We start from the raw sequence: 23329 nt of genomic DNA on the forward strand, positions 1-23329 counted from the left end.
CGTGCAGCTGGTGTCTCAGGCACCGGCGATTGCGTCGAACTCGCGCTGCCCCTTGGGTGTGATGCGCAACACGCGCGGGCGGCTCGTGCGCTCGATCCAGCCGCCCTGCGTCCACGAATCGAGCAGCGCCGCGCCGAGTGCGCCGCCCAGGTGCGGCCTGCGCTCGCTCCAGTCGAGGCAGGTGCAGGCGAAGCGCCGCCGCCGCGCGCGCAGCGCCGCCACGTCCACGCCCCAGGCCGCGAGACGCGTTGCGCCCTCGGGGGTGGCTTCGAGGGTGTCGCCGTCGCGCACCAGCAGGCCGCCGTCCACGAGACGTTCGAACACCCGCACGGCCACTTCGCCGGCCATGTGGTCATAGCAGGTGCGCGCATGGCGCATCTCGAGCGGCACCGTACGCGCGGGGCGCGGCGCCGGGCGTTGCGAGGCGACGGTGTTGGACACCTGCGCGACGTTCATGAGCGCCTCGATCGCCGCAGCGATCTCGGGGTTGGCGATGCGGTAGTAGCGGTGGCGGCCGCGTACGTCGAGCGCGAGGAGCCCGCCGTCGGTCAGGCGCGCGAGGTGGCCGCTCGCCGCCGAAGGCGACAGCCCCGCGATCATCGTGAGTTCGCCCGCGGGCCGCGCGCTGCCGTCCATCAACGCCCACAGCATGGCGGCGCGGCCCGGATCGGCGAGGAGTGCGGCAACGCGTGCGAGGCCCGGGAAGTGGCTCGACTCGTCGGTGGCGGGAAGGTTCATGGCGGCTCCTTCATGGTTTGCGATGGCGGCTGACGCCGCCCACACCGTGACTTTAGCGAATTGTCGCATTCGACGTTTCAGTCTATGGTGAAGTGTCGATTGCAACCACTCGAGATCCCCGCGGTGAGGTCGAGGCATTGCCTGCGGCGGTACATACTGCGGTGCGCCAGAGCCCCGCGCTAAAATCGTTCATTCACGCAATCGGCCCGGCCTTTCATGAAACGCTTCCTCGCTCTTTTTGCCGTCGCCGCGCTCGCCGCCTTGTGCACCGCCTGCGCAGGCGGTTCCGCGCCGTCGTCGAGCGGTGCCAGCGGCATCACGATGTACGGCACGATCGACGAGGGCATCACGTTCCACAAGTGAGCGGCCTGGCATCATCTGGCAGTTTTTGATGTTGCTTTGGCCTGACTGCCAAAGGCGCGCGTGCGATGATGCAGACAGATCGTCAGCATCGAGTCCGCCGCCATGCCGTCTCAACCGCCGTCCCAAACGCCCGCACGCCATGTCGTGTTCGCCGTCGCGCCGGAGCTCGTGCTGCTCGACGCCTGCGGTCCCGTCGAGGCGTTCTGGCGCGCCGAGCTGGCGATGCGTGTCGCGAGCGGTACCCGCGGCGGCGATCCCTGCGCCTACCGCACGACGCTCGCCTCGGTCGCCGGCGGCGTGCTGCCCACCTTCGCGGGCATGCCCATCGTCACCGAGCGGCTCGACACGCTCGACCCTGCCACGATCGACACGCTGATCGTCCCCGGCGTCCCCATCGACGACACCACCGCGCTGCAACCCGAACTCGTCGCCTGGATCGCAGCGGCCGCGCCGCACGCGCGCCGCGTCGCGTCGGTCTGCACGGGGGCGTTCTATCTCGCGGCAGCGGGGCTGCTCGACGGTCGCCGCGCGGCCACGCACTGGCGCAACGCGGCGCAGCTCGCGCGCCGTTTTCCCCGTATCGAAGTCGATCCCGAGCCGATCTTCATCCGCGACGAGCGCGACGGCCGCGTGGTGTGGACGTCGGCGGGTGTGACGGCGGGCATCGATCTCGCGCTCGCCCTGATCGAGGAGGACTGCGGCCATGCGGTCGCGATGCAGGCCGCGCGCCGCCTCGTCGTGTTCATGAAGCGGCCCGGCGGGCAGTCGCAGTTCAGCGAGGCACTCGCGGCTCAGGTCAGCGCGGGCGCGGAGTTCGACGCGCTGCACGGCTGGATGGCCGCCAACCTGCACGGCGAGCTGAGCGTCGAGCGTCTGGCCGAAGAAGCGCGCATGAGCCCGCGCACGTTCGCGCGCCGATATGTCGACGCAGTGGGGCGCACGCCTGCGCGCACGGTCGCGGCGATGCGCGTGGAGGCCGCCGCCCACGCGCTCGTGCAGTCGCGCCGCCCGCTCAAGCGCATTGCGGCCGACTGCGGTTTCGGCACCGAGCAGAATCTGCGGCGCGCGTTCGAAAGGTCCTACGGCGTGCTGCCCCTCGACTATCGGGCGCGATTCGCGGCGAGCTAGAAACACCGCCGATGGCGTTTGGCAGGCGGCTGCGACTCTCTGTCTTATTGCGCTCGTATAATCAACGCCTCCTTACCCCACCATACGAGCCGCCGTACGCGGCTTTTCGCCATGAGCCAAGCCGAGATGAAGACGCCTACCCAGCCGCTGGACCGTTCGGAAACGACGTTCCGGTTCCTCGCCGAGCCGACTTCGGTGAACTTCGGCGGCAAAGTGCACGGCGGTGCGCTGATGAAGTGGATCGACGAGACGGCTTATGCGTGCGCCGCGGTCTGGTCCGGCCGCTATTGCGTCACGGTGAGCGTGGGCAATATCCGCTTTCGACGGCCGATTCTCGTCGGCAACATGGTCGAGCTGCGCGCGCGCGTGGTCGCCACGGGCCGCACGTCGATGCATATTCACATCACCGTGCATGCCGGCGATCCGAAGAGCGGCCAGCTACGGCTCACCACGGACTGCCTGATCGTGTTCGTGGCCGTCGACGAAAACGGCAATCCGATTCCCGTGCCGACTTACGTGCCAGAAACGGACGAGCAGAAGCGCCTCGCGAAGTACGCGCTCGACGTGAAGGAAGCGCTCGACGCGATCGTCGAACTCAAGCCCGAGGAAGTGGCGAAAGGGCAGGTTTAAGCAGGGTCGACACGCAGGCACGCTGTTGCGCCAGCATGAAAAAACGGGCGGCGAGGGTTTGAACCCCGCCGCCCGTTTTGCATTTCAGCCCTGCAAATAGAGCTTATTTCTTCGCGTTGCCGACCATCTCACCGGGCTTCACCCATTCGTCGAACTGCTGCTCGGTCACGTGTCCCAGCGCAAGCGCGGCGGCCTTGAGCGTGGTGCCTTCCTTGTGCGCCTTCTTGGCGATCTGCGCGGCCTTGTCGTAGCCGATGTGCGGATTGAGCGCCGTCACGAGCATGAGCGATTCGTTGAGCAGCGTGTCGATGCGCGAGCGGTTCGGCTCGATCCCCACCGCGCAGTGATCGTTGAAGCTGAGCGCACCGTCGGCGAGCATGCGGATGGACTGCAGCACGTTGTGCGCGATCATCGGGCGGAACACGTTCAGCTCGAAGTTGCCGCTCGCGCCTCCCATGTTCACGGCAACGTCGTTGCCGAACACCTGGCAGCAGAGCATTGTCACGGCTTCCGACTGCGTAGGGTTCACCTTGCCCGGCATGATCGAACTGCCCGGCTCGTTCTCGGGAATCGACAGCTCGCCCAGGCCGCAGCGCGGGCCGCTCGCGAGCCAGCGAATGTCGTTGGCGATCTTCATGAGGCTCGCCGCCACGGTCTTGAGCGCGCCGTGCGCGAACACGAGCGCGTCTGCGGCGGCCATCACCTCGAACTTGTTGGGCGCGGTGACGAAGGGCACGCCCGTCAGCTTCGCAATGCTTTCCGCCACCTTGTGCGCGAACTGCGGATGCGCGTTCAGGCCCGTGCCTACGGCCGTGCCGCCCTGCGCGAGTTCATACAGATGGGGCAACGAAGATTCCACGTGCTTGATGCCGTGATCGAGCTGCGCAACATAGCCCGAGAACTCCTGGCCGAGCGTGAGCGGCGTGGCGTCCTGCAGGTGCGTGCGGCCGATCTTCACGATGTCGGCAAAGGCCTTCGCCTTCGCATCGAGCGTATTGCGCAGCGTCTTGAGCGCCGGCAGCAGATGCTTGACGATGCCGTAGGCGGCGGCCACGTGCATCGCGGTCGGGAACACGTCGTTGGACGACTGGCCGCGGTTGACGTCGTCGTTCGGATGCACCTTGCGCGCCTCGCCGCGCTCCCCGCCCAGAATCTCGCTCGCGCGGTTCGCGATCACCTCGTTGAGATTCATGTTGGTTTGCGTGCCGGAGCCTGTTTGCCAGACCGCAAGCGGAAATTCGCCCGGATGCTTTCCCGCGATGATCTCGTCGGCGGCCTGCATGATCGCGTGCGCCCTGGTCTCGTCGAGCACGCCTAGCGAGAGATTCACTTCGGCTGCAGCGCGCTTGATCGTCGCTAGCGCGGTGATGAGTTCCGGCGACTGCTTTTCGGTGGAGATGCGGAAGTTCTGCAGCGATCGCTGCGTCTGCGCGCCCCAAAGCTGCTGGGCGGGCACGGCGATCTCGCCGAACGTGTCGCGCTCCATGCGGACGCTTTCGTTGCTTGCGGTCATTTGTTCCTCCGGTGATTGAGGCGGCGCCTTCGGCTCGCGCGGCTTGCGAGTCAAGCGTTCTACGTTTTGCTCGCCCGATAGCGACGTGCGCTCAAAGCCGCTTCAAAGCTGGCTATCGACCGGCAACAGCAAGAATAGCCCGGTTAGGACATTTCTGTAGAAACCCGCACCAGGGTCGAGGTTGTAGGTGCGGATCATGCCGTTCTCCTCGTCGGTCCAGACGAGCGCCGAGTTGACCGTCGTGCCTTTGAGCAGCGCCAGTTGTTCGGGCGTCGCGAGCGTCACGCGGTAGCTCACCTGCGGCGAGGTCGCACGCTTGAACAGGTCGGCGACTTCATGCGCGATCGGCGGACTCTCGATGGTGAGCGCAAGCTCGGTGTTCAGGCGTGCCGAGCGCGGATCGAGATTGAGCGAGCCGATCACGAGCGTGCTGTCGTCAATCACGTAAGCCTTGGCGTGCAGGCTCGCTCGCGAGCGCGAACCGACCACGCCGAAGCGCTGCTCGTCGTCGTGCTCCTCCTGCTGCGGCTTGAACTCGTAGAGCTCGACGCCGGCCTCGAGCAGCGGCACGCGGTAGGGGCTGTAGCCGGCCTGCACCGCCACGGCGTCGGTGGCGGCGAGCGAATTGGTGAGGATCGCCACGCGCACACCATGCGCGGTGAGCGCGCGGATGGTCTGCACGCCCGTGTCGTGCGGCACGAAGTACGGCGAGAACACCAGCACGCTGCAGTGCGCCTGATGGATACGATCGAGCAGCGCGCGCATGGCGTCGCCCAGCTCGCCTTTGTCGGCGCCCGCGATCTTGCCGGGCGAGTCGGCCACGAACGCCCATTTCGCCCAGACGAGCCCGAGCGTGTTGCCCGCGATCTGCTGCGCGAGCGGCGTGGCGTTGAGCGGCTTGGCGTTGTAGGGTTCGGCGCTCTCGTGCCAGTGGCGGCGCAGGTCGTCGCGCGCGGCGTCGAGATCGTGTGCGTCGAACTTCTGATGATTGAGCACGCGCAGGGGGTAGGAGATCGAGCTGTTCCAGTACTCGTCGAAGCTTGCCGAGACGCTTTGCGCGACCGGGCCCGCCGTGAGCACGTCGAGGTCGCGGAAGTCGATCGTCGGGCTCGCGTTGAAGTACTCGTCGCCGAGATTGCGGCCGCCGACGATCGCCATTTCGTTGTCGACGATCGTCGCCTTGTTGTGCATGCGGCGCGTGAACTGGTCGACGTTCGTGAAGAAGTTGCGCGTGCGCAGGTACATCGATTCGCTCGTGCTGCCGTACGGATTGAAGACGCGGATCTGGATGTTCGGATGGCTGTTGAGCGCGGCCATCAGGCGGTCGATGTCGTGAAAATTCAGGTCGTCGACCAGCATGCGCACGCGTACGCCGCGATCGGCCGCATAGAGCGCCGACCCGAGCAGCAGCTTGCCGGTGGTGTCCTCGTTGGCGATGTAGTACTGCATGTCGAGCGTTTTCGTCGCCGCGCGCGCAAGCGCGACGCGCATCTGCAGCGAGTCGGTGCCGGTGGCGAGCAGGCGAAAGCCCGATTCGTCGGGGTGAGCGGCAAGGGGGGCGGCGAGCGCGGCGCCGAGCGGCGTGGCGCTGGCTTGCTGTGCCGGCAGCGCCGCGCTCGTCTCGCGCGGGTAGTCGGTGGCGGGCGGGCGCGTCGCGCAACCGGCGATCAGCGCGAGGCAAACGAGCGCGAAGCAGGCTCGCCGTGGGGCTCCAGGCAGGGCTTGCAGCGAGGCGTGCCGCAAGGTCATGCGCTGCGTAACGGCTTCGGATCGGGCGGGATGCGCGGGCAAACGGATTCTCCATGGCGGCGCGCCGCATGATGGTTCGTTTTCATTGCACGGCTTCGCGAAGATTCTACGGGAAGCGGCCTGCCTGTCTTGCGGCGGCGGACACGCTGCGTATGCAATTTCCGGGCCGCAAGCAACTGACGATTGCGCGCGGCCGGAAAGGTCTGCGGTTGATCAAACGCGCGCGGTCGACGCGTTCTCAGCGCCTTGCGCATCGCGCGTGCTGCCGCGCGCCGGCTTGCCGGCCCAGTAGCCAGCGAGCACCGAGCCCGAGAGGTTGTGCCATACCGAGAAAAGCGCGCCGGGCAGGGCGGCGAGCGGGGAGAAGTAGAGCTTGCCGAGCGTCGCGGCGAGACCCGAGTTCTGCATGCCCACTTCGATGGCCAGCGTGCGGCACACCGATTCGTCGAAGCCGAGCAGGCGGCCGCCCCAGTAGCCGCCGAGCAGGCCGATGCCGTTATGCAGCACCACACCGAGCGCGACGAGCGGACCGACCGTGGCGATGCTCGCATGCGTGCCGCTTACCACGGCGGCGATGATCGCGAGGATCGACACCATGGAGACGAGCGGCAGCACCGGCTCGACGCGGCGCACGAGCGAGCCCGCGAGGCGGTTCACGATGAGGCCGATGGCGATCGGCAGGCCGACGATCTGCAGGATGCTCATGAGCATGCCGTGCACGTCGACGACGATCGAGGCATCGACGTAAAGACGGGTCAGCAGCGGCGTCGCGAATACGCCGACCAGGGTGGAGAGCGCGCTGATCGTCACCGAAAGCGCGACGTCGCCGCGCGCGAGATAGATCATCACGTTCGACGCCGTGCCGCTCGCCACGCTGCCCACGAGCACCATGCCCGCCGTGAGGTCGGGCGGCATGTGCAGCACTTTGGCGATCGCCCAGGCGGCGAGCGGCATGACGAGGTAGTGCAGGAAGATGCCCGCGGCGACCGGCGCAGGCCGCGTGAAGACGCGCTGGAAGTCGGCGAACGAGAGCGTGACGCCCATCGCCAGCATGATGATCATCAGGAGCGTCGTGACGTGCGGCGCGATCGGCGCGACGAGGCCCGGATCGAAGTAGGCCAGCAGGGAAACGAGGACGGCCCAGAGCGGGAAGAGTCGGGTAATCGGGGCAAGCATGAAGGGGCGGTCCGTGAATGGGTTCGTTGTGCGTTGGCGCACGGCAAGCGGTGCCGGGGTGGCCGGCGGCGCTCGCGGGGCGCGGATGTCTCCTGTGTCGACTGGCGTTGGCGCTTTAGCGCCCGGTCCAGTCCCATGCAGCGTACTGTTCTTGCCCTCGTGGGACGGACGCCGCTTGCGGCGCCTGGCGCGTATTTTAACCGGTCGAGCCGGTGCGGCCCGGTCGGTTAAGTAAACGCTTCAACCCGCGCTTCAACCCGCGCGGCCCGCCGCGGCGGCGTGAGCCTGCGAGCGCAGGCTCATCCGGTGAAAGCGCCATGTCATGAGCACGGCGACGGTGGTGAGCCCGGCTGCGAGCCCCCACCAGAGCCCGAGCGCGCCGAGGCCGAAGTAAAACGCCAGCGCGTAGCCCAGCGGAAAGCCGATGCCCCAGTAGCCGAGCGTGGCCGCGAGCATCGGCACGCGCGTGTCCTTCAGGCCGCGCAGGCAGCCCGAACCCACGGTCTGCGCGCCGTCGACGATCTGGAAGATGGCCGCGACGCCGAGCAGCGTGGCGGCGAGCGAGACCGTGTGCGCGTTGGCCGGGTCGTCGAGATGCAGGTAGAGCCCGACGATCCAGTGCGGCGCCAGCACCATCACGAGCGCCGAGAGCGACATGAAGCCGACGCCGAGCCCGAGCGCGACGAAGCCCGCATGGCGTGCCGCACTCGGCACACCCGCGCCGGACCAGTAACCCACGCGCACGTTGGCCACCTGGCCGATCGCGAGCGGCACCATGAACGTGACAGAGGCCACGTTCAGGGCGATCTGGTGCGCCGCGAGCGGCGTCTCGCCGAGCAGGCCGGCGAGCAGGCCGGTGGCGAGAAAGAGCGTCGCTTCGACCGCATAGGTGATCGCAACCGGCCAGCCGATCGTGAAGAGTTCGCCCATCAGCGGCGCCGTCGGCCGGCGCGCGACGACGAAACGCTGGTGCGAAGGCCGCAGGTGCAGCAGCGCCATCAGCACGAACGCGGTGAGCCACACGGTGATGGTCGTCGCTACCGCCGAGCCGAGAAAGCCGAGGCGCGGCAGGCCCCAGGCACCGTGGATCAGGCCGAAGTTGAGAAAGCCGTTGATGAACACGCACGCCACCGACACCCACAGGAGGCGCCGCGCCGCGCCGATGGCGGGCAGGAACGAGCGCATGAGCCCCACGCCGATAAGGCTGGCGGGCGCGCCCCAGCGCAGCACGGCCGTGTATTCGCCGATGTGATGCGCGAGCAGCGTCGGCTCCCCGAGGGCGCGCAGGATCGGCTCGGCGAACGAGAGCAACGCGAACGCCGGCACGGAAAGCAGCAGGGACAGCGCGAAACCGGTCCAGTAGATGTGCGGCACGTGGCTTTCGTTGTCGGCGCCGCGCGCCTGCGCGACGCTCACGCTCACCGAGGTCAGCACACCTTGCAGCACAGTCACCACCACGAAGAACAGGTTGGCGCCGAGGCCGCCCGCGGCGAGCGCGTCGGCGCCGAGCGAGCCGAGCAGCACCGTGTCGGTCACGCTCATCGCCATCTGCGAGAGTTGGGCGATCGCGAGCGGCCCGGCGAGGCGGGCGGTGTCGGCGGCATGGCGGCGCAGCGTGGGCGGCGCGGCAACGGCGCGGCGGGAAAGCGTAGTTCGAGTCATGAAAAACAAGCGGCGCGAGATAAGCGCGCCGCGAGGCAGGGTTCGTCTGTCAAAACTGAAAGCTTATTGCGAGACAGCGACCTTGTCGATCCAGATGCTCAAATCTGGTGCATAGCCGGCGCCTGCGGGCAAGTTCCGGCGGGGTTCACTCGCTCGCCTTGATGGCAATGCGGGTGTCGCCGAGCAGCACGGCTTGGCCCGCGCGAATCTTGCACGTCTTGCGCAACTCGACTTCGCCGTCCACCTTCACCGCGCCCGAGGCGACGATCTGCTTGGCTGAGCCGCCACTGTCGGCGAGTCCGGTGATCTTCAGGAGGTTGTGCAGTTCGACGTAGTCGCCGGTCAGCGTGAAATCGAGATTGGGCATGGCGGATTCAAATTCGAAAGGCGTGCGGCTAGCGCGCGAAGGGTGAGCATCATAAGCGATGGCGGGCTCGCGGCAGCGCCTGCCAGCGCATCGTTACATCCAGGGGCCAGATGTTATGAATTCGTCAGTAAATGAAACGTTGAGTAACGTCGCGGGACCCCACGGCGATCTTCATACCAAAATGGTTTCACCCGGATCGACAGCGCCGCTCGAGTTTTTCTGATGCGGTTCCATCGAGCCGGGGCGCGATTGTGGCGGGCTTGCCCACCGCATAAGCGCCTTCGGAACCACTGCAAAGAGGATACGCCATGACCCAGATCGCCAAGCTGCTCACTGTTACCGCCGCTTTTGCCACCGTGACCACTGCCGCCGTATTTGCGCAGGGCGCGTATGCCCAAAACGCGACCCAGGGCGCGACACAGGCCGGCGAAGCCCCAACGATGGCGCCTTCCGGCGCGCCGGCCATGGCGCCGGGCGCTGCCCCTGGCCAGATGACCGGGCAGGCGCCGGGCCAGGCGCCGGCGGCCGCAGGGATCGCGCAGCCCGCGCCCGCGCCGCAGGCCCTGACCGCACCGCAGTCCGCCGACCCGCTGGTGCAAAAGCGCAACGCGAACGCGGCGGCGAACGCCGAATACCGCAGCGCGAAGAAGTCGGCGAACGCCGAGTACGGCGACGCGAAGAAGCAGGCGAAGTCGCAGTACAAGGCGCAGGTGAAGGACGCGAAGATCAACCACAAGGCCGACCGTCAGGCCAACGACTCGGAAATGAAGGACCAGATGAACGGCATGTCGGCCCAGCAGCAGGGCGGCCAGTCGCAGTAACGATCGGCTGATGCCGAAGGCGCCCGCGCCTTTGGGGCGCCGACCTTGTGCCTGGTCTTGTGAGCGGCGGCGTCCGGCAACGGGCGCCGCCGTTTTGTCTGGCGGCTCCCGGGTGTCGGCGGCAGCGAAACGCGCCGTGGCGTTGTCGTTAAATCCCGCCAGATCGCCGTGGAATCAGGCGCTTGCGGACGCATGGTGTATGGATATACAGTATGCATCGCTCCTTCCCGATTCGCCACGTTCATCGTCCCAGCGCCCGCCGTGTCCACCGTTTCCGTTGCCGATTCCTCCGTCTCCGATGCCAGCCAGGCGCGCGCCGAAGCAGCCAATGCCGTTGGCGCGTGGCTCGCGAAACTCAACGATGCGCAGCGCGAGGCCGTCGAACACGGCGGCGAAGCGGGCTACGCGCCGGGTTCCGCGCTGCCGGGCCCGCTGCTCGTGATCGCGGGCGCCGGGTCGGGCAAGACGAATACGCTCGCGCACCGCGTCGCGCATCTGATCGCGGGTGGCGCCGACCCGCACCGCATCCTGCTGCTCACGTTCTCGCGGCGCGCCGCGCAGGAAATGACGCGGCGCGTGGCGCGTATCGCTGCCAGCGCTCCAGGCGCGGCCGCCGTGCTCGCGCAAGGGCTCAGTTGGGCGGGCACCTTTCACGGCGTGGGCGCGCGGTTGTTGCGCGAGTACGCGGATCACATCGGCCTGTCGCCGGCGTTCACGATCAACGACCGCGAGGATTCCGCGGATCTTATGAATCTGGTGCGCCACGAGCTGGGTTTCTCGGCCAAAGAAAAGCGCTTCCCCTCGAAATCGACTTGCCTCGCGATCTATTCGCGCGCGGTCAATACGGGCGACTCGCTCGCCAATGTACTCAACCGTTCGTTCTCGTGGTGCCTCGAGTGGGAGCCGCAGCTACGTGCGCTGTTCGCCTCGTACGTGGACGCCAAGCAGAAGCAGAACGTGCTCGACTACGACGACCTGCTGCTCTACTGGGCCCACATGGCCGCGGAGCCGGCCATCGCCGCCGATCTCGCGGGCCGCTTCGATCACATCCTCGTCGACGAATACCAGGACACCAACCGCCTGCAGGCCTCGATCCTGCTCGCGCTCAAGCCCGATGGCCGCGGCCTCACCGTGGTCGGCGACGACGCCCAGGCGATCTATTCGTTTCGCGGCGCGACCGTGCGCAACATTCTCGACTTCCCGGCGCAGTTCGACCCGCCCGCGCGTCAGGTGACGCTCGAACGCAATTACCGTTCGACGGCGCCGATCCTCGCCGCCTCGAACGCCGTGATCGACGCCGCCGCCGAGCGCTTCACCAAGAACCTGTGGACCGAACGCCCCTCGCAGCAGCGCCCGCGCCTCGTCACGGTGGCCGACGAGGCCACCCAGGCGCGCTACGTCGTCGAGCAGATTCTCGAGGCGCGTGAAGCGGGCATGAAGCTCAAGCAACAGGCCGTGCTGTTTCGCGCGGCGCACCACAGCGCGACGCTCGAAATCGAACTGGCGCGACGCAATATCCCGTTCGTGAAGTTCGGCGGACTGCGTTTTCTCGACGCCGCGCACGTGAAAGACGTGCTGGCGGTGCTGCGCTGGGCCGAGAATCCGCTCGACCGTGTAGCCGGGTTTCGCGTGACGCAGTTGCTGCCTGGCGTCGGGCCCGCCAACGCCGCGCGCCTGCTCGACCAGGTGTCAGCGTGCACGGGCGCATATCGCGCCGCCGAGGCGCTCGCGGCTTTCGCGCCGCCGCCGCGCGCGGCCGAGGACTGGCCCGCGTTTGCGTCGCTCATCGACAGCCTCTCGATGCGCTCGACGCCGTGGCCGGCCGAGTTCGAGCGCGTGCGGCGCTGGTACGAGCCGCATCTCGAGCGCAATCACGAAGACGCCCAGGTGCGTCTCGCCGACTTGCTGCAGATGGAGAGCATTGCGAGCACCTACGCCTCGCGCGAGCGCTTTCTCACCGAACTCACGCTCGATCCGCCCGACGCGACGAGCGCCGAATCGGCCGATCCGCTGCTCGACGAAGACTACCTGATCCTTTCGACGATCCATTCGGCGAAAGGTCAGGAGTGGCGCAACGTGTTCGTGCTCAACGGCGTGGACGGCTGCATTCCGTCCGATCTCGGCGCGGGCAGCGACGAGGAGCTGGAGGAGGAGCGGCGGCTGCTCTATGTGGCGATGACGCGCGCGAAGGAGGATCTGCACATCGTCGTGCCGCAGCGCTTTTATGTGCACAACCAGGTGGCGTCGGGCGACCGGCACGTGTGGGCCTCGCGCACGCGCTTCATCGCGACGCCCATGCTGCCGCTGTTCGAATCCCGCGCATGGCCGCCCGCGCCCGTGGCGAGCGCGCCGAGCGCGGCCGGACTCGCCGCCGCCGCGCAGGCGAAGGTCGAGATCGCCGCGAAGCTCAGGAAGATGTGGGATTGAGGTGGAAAGCGGGGCGCGCGCCGTTTTCAGGCGCGCGCGCCAGCGCTTAGCGCCGCTGCTCGCGTGCCGTGCTGCGTTGCGGCGGCATGAAGAAGTTGCGCATCCACGCGGCGAGGCGCGTGAACACATCGTCGGGCTCCTCGACGAAAATCTCGGGCTTGAGCAGGCGCAGATATTCCATGATTTGTTGCGCTTCCTGCTTCTGGAACACGCCATGCGTCACGCCGAGCCTCAGCAGCCCGCGCAGCTCGCCCAGACGCTCGCGCGCCGCGCTGCCGCTCGCCTGTTCACAGCCGATCTTCGCTTCGTACACACGCTGACGCAACGACTCGGTGAGGCGCCACGCGGGCGTCTGCATCGACTCTTCGAGGGCCTGGATGTCCTGCACGCCCGACTTGATCTGCGCAGCCAGCGGGTCGACCAGCGTGTCGTCGCCCTGGGCTTCGCTCACGATGGCCGCCGCCCAGTCGCGGCACTGCTTCGAGAGTTCGTCGGGCGTCCACTCGGGCCGCGACGCGAAGCCGAAACCGAATTCGCCTGCCTGACGCATCAGGATCGAGACGACCTCGGGGAATTCCTTGTCGAGCGTGCGCTTGGCCCACGCGTACTGGCCGCCTTGCAGGAGCCGCTGGACGGCGTGCTCCGTGAGCGGCGTCATGTTGTCGAGCAGCTTCGCGCGCAGGTAGTCCTCGAATTCCGGCGTGGCGAATTGCGGGTCGAGTTTGAGCGAGACGCGCAGGAACGCGTCGAAATCCTTGCGCAGCGACGCAAGCGTTTCGTCCTTCAGGTTAAGGGTGATATGCCCCATTGTGGTTGCCCCGGTGTAATCCTTGTCGCTTCTCGCGTGCTCTCGCCGTTCGAGCAGTGGCCTGCCAGAGCAGGCCCTGACGGGTTTAACGGCGCTCCGGGGTGAAACTTGAGCGTAAGGGGCGACGCTTGCCTCTAGCGCAGGACAACGCCTTGCCAGAGGAAGAACACGCCGAGCCCGATCGCGATGGTGAGGAGCGGGCGCTTCGTGAGCGCGCTGACGACGATCGCCGCGAGCGCGCCGACGAGCTGCGGGTTGCGCCAGGTCAGCTCGGCGCCCTGACCGTGGGGCGAGACCGCCATCGGCACGATGATCGCCGTGAGCACGGTGACGGGCACGAAGCCGAGCGCGGTGCGCACGAGCGGCGGGAATACCAGCCGGTCGCCGAGCACGAACACCGCAGTGCGAATGACCAGGGTGATCAGGGCCATGCCGAGAATCAGGACGACGTAGTTCATTGCCCGGCTCCTGCGGTGCGTTGGACGTTGGGGGACTTGCGGGAGGACTCGCTGCCGGCGCGGGCGCCGCGCGACGAACCTGGCCGTGAGAGCACGACACCCACGACCACGCCCGCGAGCACGGCGCCGAGCAGCCCGAGCTTGTACGGCCAGCCCTGCCAGAAAAAGGCGAGCGCGCCCGCAGTCGCGGCGGCGGCGAGGTAGCGCAAGGCAACCAGCTGTGGCACGACGATGGCGATGAAGGTCGCGACCATCGCGAAGTCGAGGCCGAGCGACTGCAGACCCGGGAACGCCGCGCCGAACAGCAGGCCGGCCGCGGTCCAGAGTTGCCAGTTCAGGTACATCGAGAGGCCCGAGCCGAGGAAATGCCACGGCGAGACGTCGTCGCCGGGCGGATGGCGGCGCAAATGCGCCCACGCGACGGCGAAGACCTCATCGGTGAGCAGGCTGCCGAGCACGAGCCGCCAGCGCAGCGGCAGGTGCGAGATATAGGGCGCGAGCGTCGCGCTATAGAGCACGTGGCGCAGGTTCACGATGAACGTGGTGGCCCAAATCACCGCGAAGCTCGCGTGCGAAGCGATCAGCCCGAGCGCGATGAATTGCGCGGAGCCGGCGAACACGGCGAGCGACATGAACTGGCCGTGCCAGAGCGAAAGCGGGCCCGAGGTGACGAGCGTGCCGAAGATCACGCCGAAGGGCGCGGCGCCGATCATCATGGGGATCGTGTCGCGCGCGCCGGCGATGAATTCGGCAAGGCGGTTGGGATGCGTGGTCAAACTGTCCTCCTGATACAAGGGGACAGCATAGCGGGCCGCCTTACGCGTGGCTTGTACGTTCTTGCGGCCGGATGCGGGTTGGCGCGTTCAGGACGACTGCCAGCGCCCCGGCGGCACGCCGAACATGCGCCGAAAGTGTCGCGTGAAATGGCTCTGGTCGGTGAAACCGCTCGCGGCGGCGACCTCGGCAACCGTAGCGCCTTCGCGCAGCGGGGCGAGGGCGCGTTGCAGGCGCAACTGGGTGCGCCAGGCGTGCGGCGGCAGCCCGGTTGCCTGCGTGAAGAGCCGCGCGGCGTGAAACGGCGAGAGGCCGACCGCCTGGGCGAGATCGGCCACGCGCAGCGGCGTGGCGAGATCGGCGGCAAGGAGCGCCTTCATCGTTTCCACGCGGGGATCGTTCGGGCCGTGTTTGAGCGCCGCCTCGCGCGTGCGGCCGTAGCGCGTGAGCAGCGTCGAGAGTGCGTCGAGCAGCGAGCCTTCCACGGCGAGCAGATCGGCACAAGGCGCCGAAGGCGATGCCGGGCTGGCGCTCGCGCCGGGTTCGGGCACGGCTGCGGCGCGCCGCCAGTCCGCGTCGGCTTCCAGCAGCCGGTGGGCGCGCGAGAGCCGGTGCGCGAGATCGAGATCGTGGATCACCTCGGCGTCGAACCACGGCAGCGGCTGCGTGCGCCCGGCGATTTCGCCGGCGAGCTCGTGCAGGAAGTCGATCGGCACATACATCACCCGATAGCTCCAGCCTTCTTCGACGGCGCGTGAACCCGTATGCAGCTCCCCCGGATTGATCACCGGCACGCTGCCCGTTGCGGCGACATGCTGCGTGCCGCGATAGCGAAAGCATTCCGCGCCGCCCTCGATCACGGGGATCGTGTAGGCCTCGTGCCAGTGCGGCGCGAACGTATGTTGGTTGTATTCGGCCGTGACGAGATCCGCGCCGGGCAGAAGCGGCGTGCGCCAGTAGCGGGCGGAGTCTCGAAAACGGGAACCGGTCATGGTGAAGGATCCTGCACGGATCCCCAGTTTAGCGCAGCGGAATCGTCGTGCCCGCGGGCACCGGCACGGCCGTGACGCTGTTCTTGGCGCTGCCGCTCACCACGCGGTCGCTGTAGGTCAGATACACGAGCGCGTTGCGCTTCGCGTCGACCACGCGCACGACGTGCAGCGTCTTGAAGAGGAACGACATGCGCTCGTTGAAGACGTCGTCTTGCTGTTTGAGCGGACCTGCGAACGAGATCGGCCCGACCTGCCGGCACGCGATCGACGCCTCGGTCGGATCTTCCGCAATGCCGAGCGTGCCCTTCACGCCGCCCGTGCGTGCGCGGGAGACGTAGCAGGTCACGCCTGGCACCTGCGGATCGTCGTAGGCCTCGACGACGACTTTGTCCGAGCCGGTCACGCGGAAGTTGGTGTTCACACTGCCGATCTGTTCGGCGTGGGCGGCGGCGCAGGCGACGAGGCTCGCGCAGGCGAGCAGCGGGCGCGCGAGGCAAGCGCAGAGGCGGGTGGATTTCATGCGGATTCCCGAAGATGACGAAGCGACATTATCGGGGAGGGTAGCGTGCGCCACGCGCGCAGCAAAAGAAAAAGGGGTTGCGTGCAACCACGCAACCCCTCGATATTTTGGCTCCCCGACCTGGGCTCGAACCAGGGACCTACGGATTAACAGTCCGGCGCTCTACCGACTGAGCTATCGGGGACCAGCAGTACAGCGACAACACTTTACGTCATAAAAAAGCCCGTTTTGCGTGGTGAACGCCAACGGGCTTTTGCGAATCTTGGCTCCCCGACCTGGGCTCGAACCAGGGACCTACGGATTAACAGTCCGGCGCTCTACCGACTGAGCTATCGGGGATCAACAAAAGCAGAGAACGAGATTCTATGGGGTCTGGCTGGGCCTGTCAATACCCTGTCGCGATCTGTTTAGGGCAATCCGCCGCGCGAGGGACTGTCCATGTAAGCGACGGCGGCGGGAAGACACCCCGAACAAGCGATCAGCGTGCGAGCAGCGCGAGCTTGTCCTTCACGTCCTTGAATTCGTCGGCTTCCGGCAGCGGGGCCTTGGTCTTCGTGATGCTCGGCCAGCCCTTCGCGAGGTCGGCGTTCAGCTCGATGAACGATTGCTGGTCGCCAGGCACGTCTTCCTCGGCGTAGATGGCGTTCACCGGGCACTCGGCAACGCACACGGCGCAGTCGATGCACTCGTCCGGGTCGATCGCGAGGAAGTTGGGACCTTCGCGAAAGCAGTCCACCGGGCACACATCGACGCAGTCGGTATAGCGGCACTTGATGCAGCTCTCGGTCACAACGTGAGTCATTCAGGCAGCTCCTGCAAGCTTTTTGTATCGGGGGATGGCGGTTCGCCAAAAGCGCTATTGTAACTGATGAGGAATTACCCCAACCACAGGCCCGCGACCGTCCTTAGATCGTTTCGTGATTAGTTTATAAGACCGGGCGATCCGCAGCGTTTTATCCCTTGCGCGCGAGGGGCCGTGCCGCCGGGCACGTGGCGCGCGCGGGCATTCGGGTAACATGGACGCACCGCTGGCGCCTGCCGCCCGGAACCGCTGCGGGGCATCTGCCCGGCAGCATGTCCGGTTCCCGCTTCGCGGGCGCTATCCGATTGCAGTCCGGCTGGCCCATCATGATCATTACTTCGCTGCTCGATACCGATCTCTACAAATTCACCATGATGCAGGTGGTGCTGCATCATTTCCCCGCGGCCAATGTGGAATACCGCTTCCGCTGCCGCACGCCGAACGTCGATCTCGTGCCCTACGTCGACGAGATCCGCAGCGAAATTCAGAAGCTGTGCAGGCTGCGCTTCGCCGAGACCGAGCTCGACTACCTGCGCAAGATGCGCTTCATCAAGAGCGACTTCATCGACTTTCTCGCGCTCTTTCACCTCAACGAAAAGTACATCTCGGTCACGCCGTCGCCCAAGGCCAATGGCGAGATCGACATCGCGATCCAGGGGCCGTGGCTGCACACGATCCTCTTCGAGATCCCGGTGCTCGCCATCGTCAACGAGGTGTACTTCCGCAACACGCAGCATCATCCGCAGTACGAGGAGGGGCGCGAGCGCCTGCGCCACAAGATCGAGCTACTTGGCGCGAAGCCCGAATTCGCCGACTGCAAGATCGCCGACTACGGTACGCGCCGCCGCTTCTCGAAGCGCTGGCACGAGGAGGTGATCCTCACGCTCAAGGCCGATCTCGGCGAGCAGTTCACGGGCACGAGCAACGTCTACTACGCGATGAAGCACAACCTCACGCCGCTCGGCACGATGGCGCATGAGTACCTGCAGGCGTGCCAGGCGCTCGGGCCGCGTCTGCGCGACTCGCAGATCTTCGGCTTCGAGATGTGGGCGAAGGAATACCGCGGCGACCTGGGCATCGCGCTCTCGGACGTCTACGGCATGCAGGCGTTTCTGCGCGACTTCGACATGTACTTCTGCAAGCTCTTCGACGGCGCGCGGCACGACTCGGGGGATCCGTTCGAGTGGGGCGAGCGCCTGCTCAAGCACTACGAGGACAATCGCTGCGATCCGCGCACGAAGACGATGATCTTCTCGGACGCGCTCGACATTCCGAAGGTGCTGCGCCTGTACGAGCGTTTCGGCGACCGCTGCCGCCTCGCGTTCGGCGTGGGCACGAACCTCACCAACGACCTGGGTTACCAGCCGCTGCAGATCGTCATCAAGATGGTCCGCTGCAACGGCCAGCCCGTCGCCAAGCTTTCCGATTCGCCGGGCAAGAACATGTGCGACGACAAGGCATATCTCGCCTATCTGCGCCAGGTGTTCGGCATCGAGCAGCCCGTAGAGGAAGAGTGCGGGGGGCAACCAGGCGTGTGAAAAACGCCGCACGCTTGACCCGCAGATCGCAGGCGACGCCCCGGTATAATCGGCGCGTCGCCTTTCTTCATCTGACGAGGACGTTCATGGACACGACGGCCGCCCGCCGCAGCATACTCGCGCGCATTCGCGCGGCGCAGGGACGCGAGGCCACGCCCGCGGCGGATGAGCGGGAAGCCGTGGCCGACTACCTCGCGCTACATCCCGAGGGTCCGCGCCCGCCGCTGGAAGGCGATCTCGTTGCGCGCTTCGTCGGCGAGGCGCGCAAGATGTCGAGCACCGTCGACGAAGTCCAGCAACTCGCCGACGTGCCCGCCGCCGCGCAACGCTATCTCGCTGAGCGCAGCCTGCCGATGCAGGCCGTCGCGTGGCAGACGCTCGACACGCTCGACTGGGCCGGCGCCGGTCTCGCCGTGCAATTCCGCAAGCCCGAAGATCGCGATCTCGTCGGCCTCACGGGCTGCTTTTGCGCCACCGCTGAAACCGGCACGCTGGTCCTGCTCTCCAGCCCCCAGACGTGGGCCTCGGGCGCGCTGCTGCCCGAAACGCACATCGCCGTCGTGCCCGCTTCGCGCATCGTCGCGGGCCACGAGGACGCCTTCGCGCTCATGCGCGCCGAACGCGGCGAGCTGCCGCGCGCGGTCAACTTCGTTTCGGGGCCTTCGCGCACCGGCGACATCGAGCAGACCATCATTCTTGGGGCACACGGGCCGTATCGCGTGCATGTGATCGTCGTGCATGGCGCGTAAGCGCAACACGGCAAGCGCTTGCGCGGGGACGCTCTGCGCGGCGCTGACGCTCTACAGCACGAGCGCACACGCGGCGGCCTTCGACGGCGCATCGCTCGGCGCCGCGTGGGCGCTACCGTTCGCCGGCATGCTGCTGTCGATCGCGTTCTTCCCGATGTTCGCGGCCACGTTCTGGCATCACCACTTCGGCAAGGTTTCGGCGGCCTGGGCGCTCGCGTTCCTGCTGCCGTTCGCGGCCACGCATGGTGTCGGCGTGGCGTATCCGCTGTTCGTGCACGCCGTCGTCGACGAATATCTGCCCTTCATCGTGCTGCTCGGCGCGCTCTATACGATCGCGGGCGGCATCTGCGTGTACGGGAATCTACGCGGATCGCCGCGCATGAACACGGCGATCCTCGCGCTCGGCACCGTGCTCGCGAGCGTGATGGGCACGACCGGCGCGGCGATGCTGCTGATCCGCCCGCTCCTGCGCGCGAACGACAACCGCCGGCACAACGTGCACGTGGTCGTGTTCTTCATCTTTCTCGTCGCGAATGCGGGCGGCCTGCTCACGCCGCTCGGCGATCCGCCGCTGTTCCTCGGTTTTCTCAACGGCGTGGGATTCTTCTGGACTGCGCAGCATCTCGCGCTGCCGATGCTGTTCGTGTGCGGCGTGCTGCTTGTGGTGTTCTACGCGCTCGATAGCTGGTACTTTCGCCGCGCCGGGGAAGTGCACGCCGCTGCGCTCGACCCGACGCCGGACACAGACGCGCTCTCCATCGGCGGCAAGGCGAATTTCGTGTTGCTCGCGCTACTCGTCGTGCTCGTGCTGATGAGCGGCGTGTGGCGTCCCGGTATCGTTTTCGAGGTCGCGGGCGCGCACCTGCAGTTGCAGAATCTCGTGCGCGATGCGGGACTCGTTGCGCTCGCACTCATTTCGCTCGTGTTCACGTCGAAAGCAGCGCGCGCCGACAACGGTTTCGAATGGGCGCCGATCGTCGAGGTGGCCAAACTCTTCGCGGGCATTTTCGTGACGATCACGCCGGTCATCGCGATGCTGCGCGCAGGCGAGGCGGGCGCGTTCGCCTCGCTGATCCGGTTCGTGAACGACGCGCCAGGCCGCCCCAACGAAGCGATGTACTTCTGGGCGACGGGGCTCCTCTCGTCGTTTCTCGACAACGCGCCCACCTACCTCGTGTTCTTCAATCTCGCGGGTGGCGACGCCAACGCGCTCATGTCCGGCGGCGCGAAAACGCTCGCCGCGATCTCGGCAGGCGCAGTGTGGATGGGCGCACTCACCTATATCGGCAACGCGCCGAACTTCATGGTGAAGGCGATCGCGCAGTCGCGCGGCGTGCGCATGCCGGGCTTCTTCGGCTATCTTGGCTGGTCGGGCGTGCTGCTCGCGCCGGTGTTTCTCGCGGCCACCTGGCTCTTTTTCGTCTAGCGGCAAGACGCTAGCGAGCCGGACTGCGAAAAGCGCGCGAGACTTCCCTGAGCGCCCCGTCACGCGCAACAATGACGGACATCGACTGAAGTGTGGAGAGCAACGATGCAAAAGATTCTCGTGGCGCGCCCGATCTTTCCCGACGTGATCGATCGGCTCAAGCAGTATTTCGACGTGGACTGGAACAACGGCGAAGCGCTTTCGCCCGAGGCGTTGCACCAGCGTCTCGCCGACAAGGACGGCGCGCTCACCGCGGGCGACCCGATCGGCGCCGCAACGCTCGCCGCGGCGCCGCGCCTGCGCGTGGTGTCGAACATGGCCGTGGGCTACAACAACTTCGACATGGCCGCCTTCAACGCGGCCAACGTGCTCGGCACCAACACGCCGGACGTGCTCAACGAAACCACGGCCGACTTCGGCTGGGCGCTGATGATGGCGGCCGCGCGCCGCGTGACGGAATCGGAGCACTTCCTGCGCGCGGGCAAGTGGGACAAGTGGTCGTTCGACGCGTTCCTCGGTTCGGACATTTTCGGCGCCACGCTCGGCGTGATCGGCATGGGCCGTATCGGCCAGGCGCTCGCGCGTCGTGCGCGCGGCTTCGACATGCGCGTGGTGTATCACAACCGTTCGCGCGTCGCGGCTGAGATCGAGCGCGAGCTGAATGCCGAATATCTGTCGAAGGAAGACCTGCTCAGGCAGGCCGACCACGTCGTGCTCGTGCTGCCCTATACGGCGCAAAACCATCACACGATCGGCGCAGCCGAACTCGCGCTGATGAAACCCACGGCGACGCTCACCAACATCGCGCGCGGCGGCATCGTCGACGACGCGGCGCTCGCACACGCGCTGCGCACGCGCCAGATCGCGGCGGCGGGCCTCGACGTGTTCGAGGGCGAGCCGCGCGTGCATCCGGCGTTGCTTGAAGTGGAGAACGTCGTGCTCACGCCGCACATCGCGAGTGCGAGCGAAGCCACGCGCCGCGCGATGGCGAACCTCGCCGCCGACAACCTCATCGCGGCGCTCGGCGAGGGACCGCGCGCCGGCCAGCCGCCCAATCCGATCAACCCCGCTGTGCTGGGGCAAGCCCGTAAATGAGTCCGCTCGCAGTCATGTCGCTGGCGATCGTCGCGCTGGCGATTGCATTCGTCGTGACGCTCGTGGCGCTGCTGCGCGCGCGTCAAGGCCATGGCGACGGCGATGCCGAAGCCACGCTCGACGCGCTCGATCAACTGAGCGACCGCCTCGCGGCCTCGACCGACACGCAGGCGCGCGCGGCCGAGCGCATCGAGCGCGAGCTGCGCAACGAGATCGCGCGCACGGCGCAGAGCTCGCGCAGCGAGTTCGGCGGCGGCTTCGCGCAGGTGCAGCAGGCGCTGGCGGCGCAGCTCGGCAGCATCGCGACCGTGCAGAACAGCCAGATAGACGGTTTCGCCCAGCAGCTCGCCAAACTCACCGCCGCCAATACGCAGCAGCTCGATGCCGTGCGCCAGAGTCTGCATCAGCAAGCCCAGCAGGCGCGCGACGAGCAGGGCGCCGCGCTGCGCCACTTCGGCGCGCTGCTCACGCAGCAGCTCGGGCAACTCACCGAAGTCAACGACCGCCGCTTCGCCGAAGTGCGCGCGACGCTCGAACAGCGCCTCAAGGACATCGAAGCGAACAACGCGGCGAAGCTCGAGGAAATGCGCCGCACGGTCGACGAGAAGCTGCACGCCACGCTCGAACAGCGCCTTGGCGAGTCGTTCAAGCTCGTTTCCGATCGGCTGGAGCAGGTGCATCGCGGGCTTGGCGAGATGCAGACGCTGGCCGCGGGCGTGGGCGACCTGAAGAAGGTGCTCACCAATGTGAAGACGCGCGGCACCTGGGGCGAAGTGCAGCTCGAAGCGCTGCTCGAACAGATGCTCACGCCCGACCAGTACGCGAAGAACGTCGCGACGGTGCCGAAGAGCACGGAGCGCGTGGAATTCGCGATTCGCCTGCCCGGACGCGGCGCGGGCGGCGCGGAACAAGGCGAGCCGGTCTGGCTGCCGATCGACGCCAAATTCCCGCGCGAGGACTACGAGCGTCTCATCGATGCGCAGGAGCGCGCGGACGTGCTCGCGATCGAGGAGGCCGGGCGCGCGCTCGAACTGCGCATCCGCGCGGAGGCGCGCACCATCGCCGAGAAGTACGTCGCGCCTCCGCACACGACCGATTTCGCGCTGCTGTTCCTGCCGACCGAAGGCCTTTACGCCGAAATCCTGCGCCGCCCGGGCTTGACCGATGTCCTGCAGCGCGACTACCGCGTGAGCGTGGCGGGTCCGACCACGCTCACGGCACTTCTCAACAGCCTGCAGATGGGCTTTCGCACGCTCGCGATCGAGCGCCGCTCGAGCGAGGTGTGGCAAGTGCTGGGCGCGGTGAAGACGGAGTTCGGCAAGTTCGGCGACGTGCTCGCGCGCACCAAGACGCAGCTCGAAACGGTCACGCGTTCCATCGAGGCGGCGGAGGTGCGCACGCGTGCGATGAACCGCAAGCTGCGCGACGTCGAGGCGCTGCCGGGCGAGGCCGCCGCGAATCTTCTCGGCGACGCGCTCCGTAACGGCAACGGCAACGGCGACGCAGAAAGCGAAACGGGCTTCGGCGACGAGTGACCGCAACCCGCGCGCCAAAAGACAACGGGCCGCCCGATTCAGGCGGCCCGTTTGCATT

The 23329-nt window shown here is 67.1% G+C and carries 21 protein-coding genes, 2 tRNA genes and 1 pseudogene; 10 read left to right on the forward strand and 14 right to left on the reverse strand.

Translation table 11 applies throughout. The annotated features are described in order from the left end of the window. Positions 1 to 15: 15 nt before the first annotated feature. Positions 16 to 738, reverse strand: a complete 723-nt coding sequence (locus ACOJB8_RS10760; protein WP_368605512.1) for an ArsR/SmtB family transcription factor — start codon at positions 736 to 738, stop codon at positions 16 to 18. 216 nt (positions 739 to 954) lie between these two features. Here ACOJB8_RS10760 and ACOJB8_RS10765 point away from each other — a divergent pair, with 216 nt between their 5' ends. The 3 genes from ACOJB8_RS10765 (at position 955) to ACOJB8_RS10775 (ending at position 2859) form a co-directional block, all read left to right on the forward strand. Beyond that, the gene (locus ACOJB8_RS10765) at positions 955 to 1101 is read left to right on the forward strand and encodes a hypothetical protein (protein WP_176732839.1); all 147 of its coding nucleotides are present in this window, start codon (positions 955 to 957) and stop codon (positions 1099 to 1101) included. Positions 1102 to 1203: 102 nt separating this feature from the next. After that, positions 1204 to 2229 (forward strand): GlxA family transcriptional regulator, encoded by a 1026-nt coding sequence (locus tag ACOJB8_RS10770; RefSeq protein ID WP_475012489.1) that lies wholly within the window; start codon positions 1204 to 1206, stop codon positions 2227 to 2229. Positions 2230 to 2355: 126 nt separating this feature from the next. After that, positions 2356 to 2859 (forward strand): acyl-CoA thioesterase, encoded by a 504-nt coding sequence (locus ACOJB8_RS10775; RefSeq protein WP_069262939.1) that lies wholly within the window; start codon positions 2356 to 2358, stop codon positions 2857 to 2859. Positions 2860 to 2962: 103 nt separating this feature from the next. Here the strand turns inward: ACOJB8_RS10775 and fumC are convergent, their stop codons facing one another. From fumC to ACOJB8_RS10800, 5 genes are all read right to left on the reverse strand, one after another. Further along, complete coding sequence (fumC, locus tag ACOJB8_RS10780; protein ID WP_069262598.1) at positions 2963 to 4372, reverse strand: class II fumarate hydratase; 1410 nt, start codon at positions 4370 to 4372, stop codon at positions 2963 to 2965. Positions 4373 to 4474: 102 nt separating this feature from the next. Further along, the gene (locus ACOJB8_RS10785) at positions 4475 to 6163 is read right to left on the reverse strand and encodes a phospholipase D family protein (RefSeq protein ID WP_475012491.1); all 1689 of its coding nucleotides are present in this window, start codon (positions 6161 to 6163) and stop codon (positions 4475 to 4477) included. 171 nt (positions 6164 to 6334) lie between these two features. Beyond that, positions 6335 to 7297, reverse strand: a complete 963-nt coding sequence (panS, locus tag ACOJB8_RS10790; protein ID WP_475012493.1) for a ketopantoate/pantoate/pantothenate transporter PanS — start codon at positions 7295 to 7297, stop codon at positions 6335 to 6337. Between the two features lie 252 nt (positions 7298 to 7549). After that, positions 7550 to 8959, reverse strand: coding sequence for an MATE family efflux transporter (locus tag ACOJB8_RS10795; RefSeq protein ID WP_475012495.1), 1410 nt, complete (start codon positions 8957 to 8959; stop codon positions 7550 to 7552). A 145-nt stretch (positions 8960 to 9104) separates the two neighbouring features. Beyond that, positions 9105 to 9326 (reverse strand): RNA-binding S4 domain-containing protein, encoded by a 222-nt coding sequence (locus ACOJB8_RS10800; RefSeq protein WP_028206712.1) that lies wholly within the window; start codon positions 9324 to 9326, stop codon positions 9105 to 9107. 308 nt (positions 9327 to 9634) lie between these two features. On the opposite strand from ACOJB8_RS10800, the gene ACOJB8_RS10805 reads away from it, so the two are divergent. Together ACOJB8_RS10805 and ACOJB8_RS10810 are read left to right on the forward strand one after the other, a co-directional pair. Next, a complete protein-coding gene (locus tag ACOJB8_RS10805; protein ID WP_475012497.1) occupies positions 9635 to 10147 on the forward strand; it encodes a hypothetical protein in 513 nt (170 codons plus the stop codon). Positions 10148 to 10339: 192 nt separating this feature from the next. Next, entirely contained in the window at positions 10340 to 12574 is a 2235-nt protein-coding gene (locus ACOJB8_RS10810) for an ATP-dependent helicase (RefSeq protein WP_475012657.1), read from the forward strand. A 46-nt stretch (positions 12575 to 12620) separates the two neighbouring features. Here the strand turns inward: ACOJB8_RS10810 and ACOJB8_RS10815 are convergent, their stop codons facing one another. From ACOJB8_RS10815 to fdxA, 8 genes are all read right to left on the reverse strand, one after another. Continuing rightward, positions 12621 to 13382 (reverse strand): DUF4088 family protein, encoded by a 762-nt coding sequence (locus ACOJB8_RS10815; protein ID WP_254354957.1) that lies wholly within the window; start codon positions 13380 to 13382, stop codon positions 12621 to 12623. Between the two features lie 134 nt (positions 13383 to 13516). Then, positions 13517 to 13840, reverse strand: a complete 324-nt coding sequence (locus ACOJB8_RS10820; RefSeq protein WP_069262594.1) for an AzlD domain-containing protein — start codon at positions 13838 to 13840, stop codon at positions 13517 to 13519. Continuing rightward, positions 13837 to 14556: an AzlC family ABC transporter permease gene (locus ACOJB8_RS10825; RefSeq protein WP_256094564.1), complete on the reverse strand. Its 720-nt coding sequence runs from the start codon at positions 14554 to 14556 to the stop codon at positions 13837 to 13839. The genes ACOJB8_RS10820 and ACOJB8_RS10825 overlap by 4 nt, the downstream gene beginning before the upstream one ends. A 147-nt stretch (positions 14557 to 14703) precedes the next feature. After that, a complete protein-coding gene (locus ACOJB8_RS10830; protein ID WP_342945430.1) occupies positions 14704 to 15606 on the reverse strand; it encodes a helix-turn-helix transcriptional regulator in 903 nt (300 codons plus the stop codon). 28 nt (positions 15607 to 15634) lie between these two features. Next, positions 15635 to 16126 carry a CreA family protein gene (locus tag ACOJB8_RS10835; protein WP_342945431.1) on the reverse strand — a complete coding sequence of 164 codons (492 nt, stop codon included), beginning with the start codon at positions 16124 to 16126 and terminating at the stop codon, positions 15635 to 15637. A gap of 108 nt (positions 16127 to 16234) precedes the next feature. Continuing rightward, positions 16235 to 16310: transfer RNA gene (locus tag ACOJB8_RS10840), tRNA-Asn, on the reverse strand. A 79-nt stretch (positions 16311 to 16389) separates the two neighbouring features. After that, positions 16390 to 16465 (reverse strand) — tRNA-Asn (locus ACOJB8_RS10845). 139 nt (positions 16466 to 16604) lie between these two features. Beyond that, entirely contained in the window at positions 16605 to 16928 is a 324-nt protein-coding gene (gene fdxA / locus ACOJB8_RS10850) for a ferredoxin FdxA (RefSeq protein WP_028206706.1), read from the reverse strand. 326 nt (positions 16929 to 17254) lie between these two features. Here fdxA and pncB point away from each other — a divergent pair, with 326 nt between their 5' ends. The 5 genes and pseudogenes from pncB to ACOJB8_RS10875 all read left to right on the forward strand — a co-directional run. Further along, a complete protein-coding gene (gene pncB / locus ACOJB8_RS10855) occupies positions 17255 to 18466 on the forward strand; it encodes a nicotinate phosphoribosyltransferase (protein WP_342945432.1) in 1212 nt (403 codons plus the stop codon). An 86-nt stretch (positions 18467 to 18552) separates the two neighbouring features. Next, a complete protein-coding gene (locus ACOJB8_RS10860; RefSeq protein WP_342945433.1) occupies positions 18553 to 19215 on the forward strand; it encodes a LutC/YkgG family protein in 663 nt (220 codons plus the stop codon). Then, complete coding sequence (locus ACOJB8_RS10865; RefSeq protein WP_342945434.1) at positions 19205 to 20641, forward strand: sodium:proton antiporter; 1437 nt, start codon at positions 19205 to 19207, stop codon at positions 20639 to 20641. The genes ACOJB8_RS10860 and ACOJB8_RS10865 overlap by 11 nt, the downstream gene beginning before the upstream one ends. Positions 20642 to 20746: 105 nt before the next feature. Next, a complete protein-coding gene (locus ACOJB8_RS10870; protein WP_069262588.1) occupies positions 20747 to 21736 on the forward strand; it encodes a 2-hydroxyacid dehydrogenase in 990 nt (329 codons plus the stop codon). A 167-nt stretch (positions 21737 to 21903) separates the two neighbouring features. Then, positions 21904 to 23271 (forward strand): annotated as a pseudogene (locus ACOJB8_RS10875) (DNA recombination protein RmuC); the annotation flags it as partial. Positions 23272 to 23329 lie beyond the last annotated feature (58 nt).

The sequence above is a fragment of the Paraburkholderia sp. BR10141 genome, from assembly GCF_056155635.1.